Source organism: Streptomyces sp. NPDC058469 (genome assembly GCF_042721125.1).
Classification (GTDB): Bacteria; Actinomycetota; Actinomycetes; order Streptomycetales; family Streptomycetaceae; genus Streptomyces.
Genome location: NZ_JBHXME010000233.1, coordinates 3,411 through 13,391 on the forward strand (window position 1 = coordinate 3,411; position 9,981 = coordinate 13,391).

8 protein-coding genes are annotated in these 9,981 nt (G+C 68.7%); all 8 read right to left on the reverse strand.

The window, feature by feature from the left end:
* Positions 1-2,374 (reverse strand): carbohydrate binding domain-containing protein (locus tag ACFWP5_RS48775; protein ID WP_384172658.1); only part of this gene is annotated, 2,374 nt, incomplete at its 3' end.
* 3 nt (positions 2,375-2,377) lie between these two features.
* On the reverse strand, positions 2,378-6,169 hold the full coding sequence (locus ACFWP5_RS48780) for a hypothetical protein (RefSeq protein ID WP_384172661.1): 3,792 nt from the start codon (positions 6,167-6,169) through the stop codon (positions 2,378-2,380).
* Positions 6,170-6,243: 74 nt separating this feature from the next.
* Positions 6,244-6,804 (reverse strand): hypothetical protein, encoded by a 561-nt coding sequence (locus ACFWP5_RS48785; RefSeq protein ID WP_384172664.1) that lies wholly within the window; start codon positions 6,802-6,804, stop codon positions 6,244-6,246.
* 7 nt (positions 6,805-6,811) lie between these two features.
* Positions 6,812-7,327, reverse strand: a complete 516-nt coding sequence (locus ACFWP5_RS48790; protein WP_384172667.1) for a hypothetical protein — start codon at positions 7,325-7,327, stop codon at positions 6,812-6,814.
* A gap of 7 nt (positions 7,328-7,334) precedes the next feature.
* Positions 7,335-8,321 (reverse strand): phage tail tube protein, encoded by a 987-nt coding sequence (locus ACFWP5_RS48795; RefSeq protein ID WP_384172670.1) that lies wholly within the window; start codon positions 8,319-8,321, stop codon positions 7,335-7,337.
* Positions 8,322-8,324: 3 nt separating this feature from the next.
* On the reverse strand, positions 8,325-8,531 hold the full coding sequence (locus tag ACFWP5_RS48800) for a hypothetical protein (protein WP_384172672.1): 207 nt from the start codon (positions 8,529-8,531) through the stop codon (positions 8,325-8,327).
* Between the two features lie 27 nt (positions 8,532-8,558).
* The gene (locus ACFWP5_RS48805) at positions 8,559-9,023 is read right to left on the reverse strand and encodes a hypothetical protein (RefSeq protein WP_384172674.1); all 465 of its coding nucleotides are present in this window, start codon (positions 9,021-9,023) and stop codon (positions 8,559-8,561) included.
* Positions 9,020-9,844 (reverse strand): hypothetical protein, encoded by an 825-nt coding sequence (locus tag ACFWP5_RS48810; protein ID WP_384172676.1) that lies wholly within the window; start codon positions 9,842-9,844, stop codon positions 9,020-9,022. Before ACFWP5_RS48810 ends, ACFWP5_RS48805 begins: the two co-directional genes overlap by 4 nt.
* Positions 9,845-9,981 lie beyond the last annotated feature (137 nt).

Consider the following 9,981-nt stretch of genomic DNA (forward strand, 5'->3'; position numbering starts at 1 on the left):
AGGCCGGGGCGGTGACACGCTGAGTGGCGCCGCCCGGGCGGCTGGCCTCCAGCGAGTTCACCATCTTCTGGTCGTCGTCGGCCAGCTCTGTGCTGCCGGTTTCCAGGTCGGCGTAGGCGATGGTGAACACGTCGCTTGCCGGGCTCGGGTTGTAGCGCACGTCGCGGGACTGGTAGGTCATCAGGTACTGGTCGCGGGCCGCGAACAGCTTTCCGGACTCGGTGCTTTCCACTTCCCGCATCCGCGCCACCGCGCCTGTACCGCCTGGTCCTTGGGACGCGATCGGGTCGTGAGTGCTTCCCTGGATGATGACGTCGACCAGGCCCACATACGTGCAGAACCGGGCGATCCGGGTGTCCGCGCTCTCGCCCGCGTTCCCGGTCATCCCCGAGGCGTAGTGGGTAGCGAGGACGCTGCCGATCGAGGGGCGTGCGTACAGCGCGACGTGGGCGAGGGACCCGGACCACAGCCGCGTGCCGCGGTATCCGCCGATGTGCAGGAACCGCTGGTCGAATCCGTCCGTGACGGGGACGGACGCGTCGACGACGACACCGTCGACGGCGACGCTCCCGCTGAGACTCTGGCTCCACTCGAAGTGGTGCCACTTCCCGTCGGCCAGACCGCTGGTGCCATCGACCGTTGTCACGGTGAGGGTGCTGGATCCGGAGGCGGTCCATTCGATCTGCAGGGCGCCGCTGGCCGAGAGCGATACGACCTGCACGCACTGCAGGTCGGCTGAGTACAGGCCGAGGATGGCCCGGCCGGTTGTCGTGGTCTTGAACCAGCCTTCGACGGCGAACTCGTTGTTCGTGAGCGCCTGCTGGGTGGCTGCGCCCAGGTCGACCGTCAGATACAGGCCGGCGGTGGCAGTGGACGGGGTGAGCGTGGGAGTGCTGTCGCCGGTGGCGTCCGGCCCGGTGTCGGTGCCCATGGTGAGCGTGCCACCGGTTGAGACCTGGGTGATGGCCATCGACGGCAGTCCGTTGCCGGACAGGTCGCCGGCGCTGGTGGAGTCGCTGGGTTCGGTGAGCGCGTAGTAGGCGTCGGGGAGGAAGTTGGCGATCTCCTCGGTCAGCATCGACCGCAGGGTAGGCAGCCTGTTGAGGAGTTTGAACAGGTCGGTGCACGAGATCCGCACCGTGCTGACCAGGCCTTCCCAGTCCACCGGGAACTCGTTGACCCTGCCGTAGAAGCGGGAACGCACCTGCGCGCCGTTGGCGTCGAACGTCGTCGCCGCGGCGCCGGCCTCGACCTGGACGGCGTCCAGCCACACCTGAGTACCGAACTGCGGGTGGCCGCTCGGAATGAGCTGCAGAGTGTGAGAGGTCGAGGTCGCGGTGAAGGTGTAGGTGATCCGCTGCCAGGCGTCATTGGTGGTCGAGGAGGCCCCGGCGCCGTTGATGCCGACGACGAACAGGCTCACCGGCCGCGACCCGGTCGGCACCCATACGTAGGAGGAAGCGGTGTACTGCTGGCCCATGTCGAGCCCGTACAGCGTCGTGCCGACGGCGGGGAACTCGTTCCCGGGGTCGCTCAGCAAGCGAACCTCGTCGACGTACAGGACATCCGTCACCGGCGGTGTGCTGGGCACGGTAGGCGCGAGCTGCCCGTAGGCCGCGCCCACCGGGGCGGTGAACAAGGCGCTGAACTGGGTCCACGTGTTCGCCGTCACAGCCTGCGTGTTCGTGCTTGTCGACAGGTAGCTGCTGCTGGAGTTGTACCAGTTGACGTTGAGAGAGACGGTCCGGCTGGTCGCGCAGCGCAGCCAACCCTTCGCCCGGTAGGAGTTACCGGCCGTCACCGCGAACTGCTCGGACTCGGCGCGAGGACTTGGGCTCGTGCCGTTGGGAGTGATCTGCATCGACCACGAGCCGGACTGCGCCTGCGTGTTGACGCGGGCCGCGGTCGCCGTGTTCCCGGTCCAGGGCGAGAGTGCCGTCTCGAACGCGGGGTTGGAGTTGAACGATCCTCCCCACGTGATGAGCAGGGACTTGGTGCCGTGCTGCGCCCGCGTCGACGACTGGGCGAAGGTGGTGGCAGCGTCGCTGCCCAGCGCCCAGTCCGAGGTGTCGGTCTCGAAGGTCGGGTTGGTGACGAAGTTCTTCGTCACCGCGACGACCGAGATCCGGATCGGGGCGTTGCGCCGCACGTAGGGGTAGTACGGCGAGGCCGCATTGCCCGGGGTGAAGCGGCCGTCGGCGTTGTCGAGGACGAGGGTGGCCGTGCCGGGTTGTGTCTCCGACAGCTCGTCGGCGGCGCCCCGGCTGATGCTCACCCCCTGGACCTGATTGGCGTACTGCGTGATGTCGGTCCAGGTGATGGTGTCCGGGTACTGGACCAGTCCGCCCCAGCCGGCCTCGACGAGCAGCGGCATCGCTCACCCCACCTTCAGTTCGACGTTCATCCCGAACACCCGCTTCAGCTCGAGGAGTTCGCGGCGGATTTCCTTCGCCGTGGCGATCGGGTCCCGGGCATCGGTCACGCTGATCTGCACGTTCATCGACCCGGCGCCGGCAGCGGCGACCGCAGGCCGGCCTGCGACGGCGGCGCGGCCCGTCATGCGGCCGGCCATGGTCTGCATGGCGCGGTCGACGTGGGGCAGGCCTGCGAGGACACCGACGGCCACACCGCGGGCGGTGTTGATCCCGTGCGGGATCATCTTGGTCGCGGGCGACTTGATGCCGAGAGCCTTCTTCAGACTCTTCTGCATCGACTTGGCCAGCTTCTCCATGACCTTCTCAAGATCCTTCTCCTGAGAGAGGAGGCCGGTGAGGAAGCCCTTTGAGGCGTTCTTGCCGCTGTCGTACAGCCGGTCAGCGCCCACCTGCCCGAGGGTCGTCGTGCTCTTGTCGAGCTGGGACTGCAGGGAGTTGATCGACTTGAAGGTTCCCTTGTCCGCGCCGACCAGGGCGCTCGCGTAGGCGTAGCCCGCGTCGGGGCCCATGTTGAGGATCTGCCGCAGCAGCCCCTTGTTGAGGCCCTTCTTCGCGAGGATGTCGATGTACTTCGTGAACTGCTTGACCTGCGCGAGCTTGCCCGCGAGCCCGGCCTTGATGCTCCCGGCGGAGACCTGCTCCGGCTCCAGTCCGAGGTTGGACAGTCCCGCGCCCTCGCGTGCGTTCTTGGTGACGTCGGAGGCGTAGGTCTTGGCCGCGGCGATCGTGGCCGCGATCTTGTCCCGCTTGGCCGCAGCGGTGAGGAGCTTCTTCGTGTCCCGGTCCACCATCGCGACCAGGCCGGACTCCTTCTTGCCGGAGAACGCCGTCTTGATGTCCTTGACCAGGTCCTTCGACGTGGACTTGATCTTGGCTTGGGCGCTGGTCAGGCCGACGATGAAGCCCTTGCCGACGTCCGCCGCCAAGGCTTTCGTCCTCTTCGACGGCGACCGGATTTCCAGCTCGTCCCTGATGCCGGCCTCGACTGCGGACGCCATCGTCCGGGCCGCCCTGCCGACGAGCCCGGCCGCCCCGGTCATGCCTGCGGCCAGGCCGCGGCCGGCCTCCATACCGGCTGCCGCTGTACCGCCGCCGGACCCGGTCAGCGAGCCCAGCGACAGCTTGCCGGAGTTGAGGGCCTTCAGCAGCGGCAGGTACTGACGGGTCCTTCTCGCGTTGACGACGAACTCGTTCTTCGACAGCCACGGCGCGTACACGCCGTCGGAGGTCTCACTGCCGGGCCCGTCGACCAGGCCGCCGTCGGCGTAGCCGCGGTGCTGGAAACCAGCCCCCGTGAACAGGCCGCCTGTCGCACCCACGACGTCGTGCAGGCTGCCCTTGGTCCGGTAGATCGTCGTGTTGATGTGGTCCGAATAGACCGTCGTGCGTGCCGACTTACCATTCAGCGCCCTCAGCGCGGCCCCGATGTTGGTGATCGCCGAGAGAGCGCCGCCCTTCGTGGTGACCGTCACGCTGCCGTTGGGCAGGCGCTTCACCTTCAGGCCGAAGCTTTCGAGGACCTGCTCACCCGACTTCGACAGCGTCTTCAGCGTCACCGATTTGGACCCCGGAGAGGCCTTGAGCGCCGCGTTGAACGCGGTGAGATCGCGCTGGGCGTCCTCCTTGTTCATCTTGACTGTGGCGGTCCGGTCCGGGATCTTCAGGATCTGGTCGGCGAGCTGCTTCGCCTGGGACGCCGAAAGGCCCATGGCCTGGGCGTTCTTGATGATCGCCGAACGGCCCCGCGTGTAGATCGCGTTGACCTGTTCCCACGACGAGCCGTTCTCCCGCGCGTCGCCCGCGGCCTCGTCCGTCTTCGCCGCCAGGTCGGACAGCGCGCTTGCGGCGTCCCGCGCCTTCTGGCTGTTGAGGTCGAGCTGCCCGTGCGACATCGACAGCGCGCCGGCGTTCTTCTTCGCCGCTTCGGCCGCCGAGTCGATCGCGCCCTCGAACCCGATCATCCCGCCGAGTGCGCTGCGGTTCACGTCGTTGAGGGCCTGGATCGACTGGCGCAATCCGTCCGCGCTCTGCTTCTGCGCGGCGAGGGCGGCCTGCGTCTTCTGCGCCTGCTGTCCGAACAGCCCCTGAGCCTGCGCCGCGAGCTGGCTCTCGAAGGCCTGGTCGTCGAGGGCAGAGGTGTAGTCGCCGAGGTGGGACCGCAGCTCGGCGGTGGACATGCCCTGCTTGCGCATGGAGGCTGCGACCCGGTCGAAGGCGGCCTTGGCCAGGTCCGCCTTGCCGCCCTGCACCAGTCCGGCGAGGGCCTGGTCGACGCCGTCGAGATCCTTCTTGGCTTCCGCGACCGGCGTCGAGTCCATGCCGACCAGGGAGGTCAGGAACTGCTGGGTCTTGTCCAGGTTCGACGGACGGCTCAGGGTCCGCAGTGAGTCGGCGAGTCCGCCGAGGTCGGCGCCGAACGCGCGCGCCGCCTCGCCGGTGACCTTGCCCGTCTGGGCGAGATGCCCGAGGGACGTCGTCAGCTTGTCGACGTCCGGGGGTGTCTTCTTCCCCACCGACGACAGTTGCGTCAGCGCGATGATGAGCAGCCCGATACCGGTCCCGACGAGTGCGACCTTCGCGCTGCGGGACAGCGCGCCGATCGCGGCACCGACCCCGCGCAGGCGGCCGGGTGCCCCGGCGGCCGCGGTCTGCATCGCGACGATCTGGGTGGCGAAGCCGGCCAGCGCCGTGCGGCCCGCGGCCAGACCGAGGGCCGCCGCCTTGGCAACCTTCAGCGCGAGGGCCAGCTGCAGGAAGATGGCGATGGCCTGGGGCGGCACAGCCGACACCAGACGCGACACCACCTCGACGGCCTGAAGCAGACCGACCCCTACATCACTTCCGGCCTGCAGCAGGTGGACCAGGGCTGTGGCCACGCTCTTGAGGACGCCCGCCACGGTCGGGCCCTGAGCCTTCGCCCAGTCCATGAACTCGCGTGCCGGACCGCCGACGTTGGTTCCCTGCCCTGCCCGCAGCAGGTGGACGATCTCGTCGTTGACGTTACGCAGCGTCTTCTGGGCGAAGCTGGTGAACTTGCCGTTCAGGCGGTCCAGGCCGGGAGAGGCCATCTCGCCGCCGACGATCGTCTCGAACCGGCTGGCCTCCGTGCTCGCCGCCTTGACCAGGCCGCTCGTCTTGGGCAGCAGCGTGTTGGCGAGGGCGAGCCCCTTGGTGAAGACGGGCATCGTGTCGCCGGCAAGGCTGTCCGACCAGCCCTGATAGTCCTTCTTCAGCGTCACCAGGGCGGCGGCAGCCTGCTTCGTCGCCGGGGGCATCTTGGCCACGGACTGCTGATAGGCGGTCTGCGCCTCGATGGCCTGAGCGGAGGCGGCACCGTGCTGGGTGACCGCCGTCTCGTACTTCTTCTCAGCGTCGGCCGCGGTGTTCAGTGCGGCGATCTGCGGCACCATCGCCGCGATCATGGCGCCGGAGGCCACCGCCACTGCACCCGCGCCCGCCGCGATCGGCAGGAGCGAGGCGGCGGCGGGGATCGCTGCCGGGGCCAGCAGCATCGTGGCCTTCTTCAGCTCCTCAAGGGCCTTGCCGCCGGCCTCCGAGTCCCGCTGCATCCCGGCGAGGTAGCGGGTCGTGTTGTGGGTCATGCGGCGCATCGCGGCGTCGCCGTTGATGCTGGTGGTCAGCAGGCGGCGGCCGAGCCGGTTGCTGGCGTCCCCTGCCCGGTCCAGGACGCGGGAAAGGTGGTCGCGGCCGACGAGGGTGAAGTCGAGACGCACGGGTCATCCCCCTTCGGCAGCGCGTGCCTGGTTGGTGTCGATCCAGGCGATGAGGCTGTAGAAGTCCTCGACCCTCAGGTCGTCGACTTCCTGCGGCGGGATGTGGAGGATGTGGGCGAAGAGTCCGAGGTAGTCGGTGCGGGCGTGGTCGACGTCGGGGTCTGGCTCCGGTCCGAGTCGCTCGCCTCCGCTGCCGCCTCCTGTGGCGCGGCCGGGTCCTCTTTTGGGTCCTGCGTCATCTCGGCGATGAGCTGGCGCGCGTGCTCGGGATCCTGCGCGACGGCGGGCAGACCACTCAGGGCGTCGGCGATGTCGGCACTGGTGGCCTGCGGATTGCTGGCCGCCAAGGAGAGGGCCCCCTCGATCCAGGCCCTGACCTCTTTCTTGTCGAGGCGGGTGTCGATCTCGTCGATGCTGGGGTCGAAGTCGGCGTAGCGAAGGGGCGGATTACTGCGCTTCTTGATCACCCATGCCACGCCGCGCATGGCCTCGGGGTCGTCGTTGGCGAGCCCGGCCTTGATCTCGTCCCACTTCATGTCGACGGTCCGCTGGACGATCGACACCTCGGAGACGCGCAGGGTGCTGGCGTCGAACTCTTCCTTCTCGCCGTCCGCCGGGCTGTAGACGATGATCATGGTGCTCCTATTCGAGGTGACGGCGCACGTCGTCCGCGACGCGGGCGACCTCGCTGTTGATGCGGTCGACATGGGCGCGCGCGGTTTTGTCCCAGAAGCCGCGGTTGGCGGACTGCTGCGACCAGCGCCTCCTGTTGCCGAACACCGGGTGGCGCAGCCGGCCGAGGTCGTTCATCTGGTTCACCACGGCGACCGGGATGTCCGGCGGGAGAAGTCCTTTGTCCAGCCAGACCCGTGCGCCCGGGTCGCCCGTAGTGCGAACACTGATGCGAATGGCTTGGGCGATGGCCTCGCGGAACGGCCGGGTCGTTGGAGATCGGCCGCCGCGCTTACCGACACCGCGCCCAGTGGACTGCAGAGGCTGGCTCCGCACGGCGTCCTGGAGGTCGTCGCGCAGCGGCTCGGCCGCACGCCGGATGCGGCGCTGCATGCTGGAGCGGATGTTCTCGTGGCCGGCCCGGCGCAGCCGCCGCTGGAGTTCGAGCAGCTGGCCGGTGCCGACTATGCGGATGTCCTGAACCACCGTGGGCTCACAGGGTGATGTCGGTCGACATGTACTCGATGACCGGCTGGTTCGTGCCGTCGTACAGACCCGTGAAGTTCAGCGTCGGCTTGACGACAGCGAACCCTTCGACGGTCGGCGGCGCGTCGTCGAAGCGGATCGCGGGCAGCTTGATCCGGAACGTCTCGGTGTACGTCGACGCGATGATCGGGCCGATGAACTCGACCACCAGCGACGTCGCGGCATCCGAGGTGTGCAGGTCGTCGAGGGTGGTGTCGACGTAGTCCATCTCGATCGATCCGGTGATCTTCACCTGGTCGTTGGAGATGGGCTCCTTCTTCGTGCCGGCCTGCCCGGCATAGAACCGGTCGACGGCCTGCGGGCGCTCGATCTTCACCGAGATCTTGCGGATGCCGTCCCGCGCCGCCTCTGTCCCGAAGGTGCCCGTCTTGACCGCGAGCTGGCCGAAGTGGAACGGGGACATCGACGGGTACGAGGCCGTCGCCAGTGTCTGCGCCTCGTCGCACGCCTTCGCGTCGAACTCGTAGGTGGCGGTGAGCATCTGCCCGACCTCGCACGAGAACTCGGCCGAGACGACCTTGCAGCCCAGAAAGGTCTTGTCGGTCACCGTGCCCGTGGTCAGCGGCACGCCCTTCTGGATCGTCAGGCTCTTGCCCGCCGTGTCCGCGAGGGTGTGCGTCTGCAGGTAGGCCGTCGTAGCTACCTGCTGCACCGGAGTGACAGAGGTCCCCATCAGGGCCTGCAGCAGCAGGCCCATGGCCTTGTTGGTGACCTCCATGTCGACGGTGCCGGACCCTTCGGTCTGGGTCACCACGCGCCGCGAGGACAGGGGCAGCAGACGTCCGGCGGCGATACCCGCAGACTGGGCTGTCGTCTTCTTGAGGACCAGCGATTCCTTGGTGAACTCGACGAACTTCGCCGGGGCCACAAACGTGCCGTAGGTCGACTCGGCGCTGATGCCGAGCTGGGCGCCGAGCCCGGATCCGATCGCCATGGATCAGCCCTCCTGGTTCTGCGACGCCTTGGCCGCGCTGGTCTTCTTCTTCGCGCCGGGCTCCTCGACGGACTCCCAGTTCGCGGGCTGGCAGACGTAGCCCTCGAACCTCTCGTCGGGCACCTCGACCACTTCGTCCGGCTGGACCTCGCGGTCGCCGAGTTCGGGCACGGTCACCGGCTCCGGGCCCAGGTAGCGCACACGCGCCATGGCTGTACTCCTTCTCGGGTGGGTGGATCAGATACGGGCCTGGCAGGTCACCGTGAAAGCGAGCCCGGCGAGGCTGCCTTCCTCCTGCGCCTGGGTCAGGTCGCCTGCGGTCAGGTGCGCCCAGAGCACCGCGCCGTTCAAGGTGGGCGCCGTCGGCGCTGAGTTGGTGGCACGCAGCGCGGTCTCGACCTCGCCGACGAGCGCGAACACCTCGTCGCGCCGGTCCTTCATGACGGTGTCGCCCGCGCGGGCCTCGGCGTAGCAGGCGATCGCGAACGCCTCGTCCCGGGTACGTGCGCCGGCCGCGTTGAAGTCCTGGGTGAGGGACACGGCCGCCGCCGAGGTGGGCTGCCAGCCCACGTACAGGCGCTTCAGCCGGGTGTAGTTGACGGCCGCCGGACCGTCGACGACGTCCACCTCGGCGAAGGCTGGGGCCGCGGTCAGGATGGCCAGCAGGGCATCGACGGCCGCCGGCACGCGGGAGGTCATCATGCGAAACCGTCCAACTGCCGGTCGTTCTGAAGCAGCTGCAGGGCACGGTTGGGGATCGCGTAGCCGAAGCCCGGCACCTGCTCGGTCGTGTTCCAGTCGTCGGCGCTCGACGCGCCCCGCGCGGCCCCGTACCGGGTGCGCCACAGGTGCTGCAGGATCAGCTTTCCGGCGAGGCTCACGTTCGGCTGCACAGTGGCGCGGCCCGCCTGGTAGAGCACGCGGTAGTCGCCGGAGAAGAACCAGAGGCTGTCCGTGCGGCGCACGATGCCGGTGTTCGTGTCCACGTCCAGGACGTTCACGGCAATGGTCTGCTGCCAGGTCTGCAACGGCGTGACGGAGGTGATGCTGAGCACGGGCGTCGTGTGGAGCACCCACGTGTCCCGGCCGCCCTGCAATACCTGCTGCACGGCGCGCCGGACGACCGGGCCCACGAAGTACTCGACCGCCACGGTGGTGGCCGCGATGTAGTCCCGGATCTCGTCGTCGTCACCTGTCGAGGTGGCGGGGATGGCCAGCTGATCCTTGGCATCGGCGAGGGAGAACAGCATCGGCGGCGAGGCCGGGCGCACGTCGAACACGTCGGTGGACGCGCACGCATTGGCGCCCGTGGCCAGCCATCGCACCTGGTGCAGCCCGGACTGCACGGTCTGGTAGCCGCGGGTGTAGACGCCCGTGGACGCCGGCGTGACCGGGTCGACGACCGTCGTGGTGTCGTCGGGCAGGGTGATGGTCAGCCGCATGTTCCCGGCGTTGGCCGGCACCCCCGAGGCGTCCTGCACCTTCGTGCCCAGCGGGACGACTGCGCCCAGGTCATAGCTCATCGGGCCCCCTCACCACGGACTTGTGCGGGCAGAGCCCGGCCCGGCGCCCGCCCTGGCGCGGTGGCGGGGGCCCGGGCGGTCGGGATGGTCGGCGGACCTACTTAGGGCGGGTGGGGGTACCCCGCGGCTTCGACACG

Coding starts and splice junctions, on each gene's coding strand:
- ACFWP5_RS48785 (WP_384172664.1), bottom strand. CDS start 6,804: ATGATCATCGTCTACAGCCCGGCGGACGGCGAGAAGGAAGAGTTCGAC.
- ACFWP5_RS48795 (WP_384172670.1), bottom strand. CDS start 8,321: ATGGCGATCGGATCCGGGCTCGGCGCCCAGCTCGGCATCAGCGCCGAG.
- ACFWP5_RS48800 (WP_384172672.1), bottom strand. CDS start 8,531: ATGGCGCGTGTGCGCTACCTGGGCCCGGAGCCGGTGACCGTGCCCGAA.
- ACFWP5_RS48805 (WP_384172674.1), bottom strand. CDS start 9,023: ATGATGACCTCCCGCGTGCCGGCGGCCGTCGATGCCCTGCTGGCCATC.
- ACFWP5_RS48810 (WP_384172676.1), bottom strand. CDS start 9,844: ATGAGCTATGACCTGGGCGCAGTCGTCCCGCTGGGCACGAAGGTGCAG.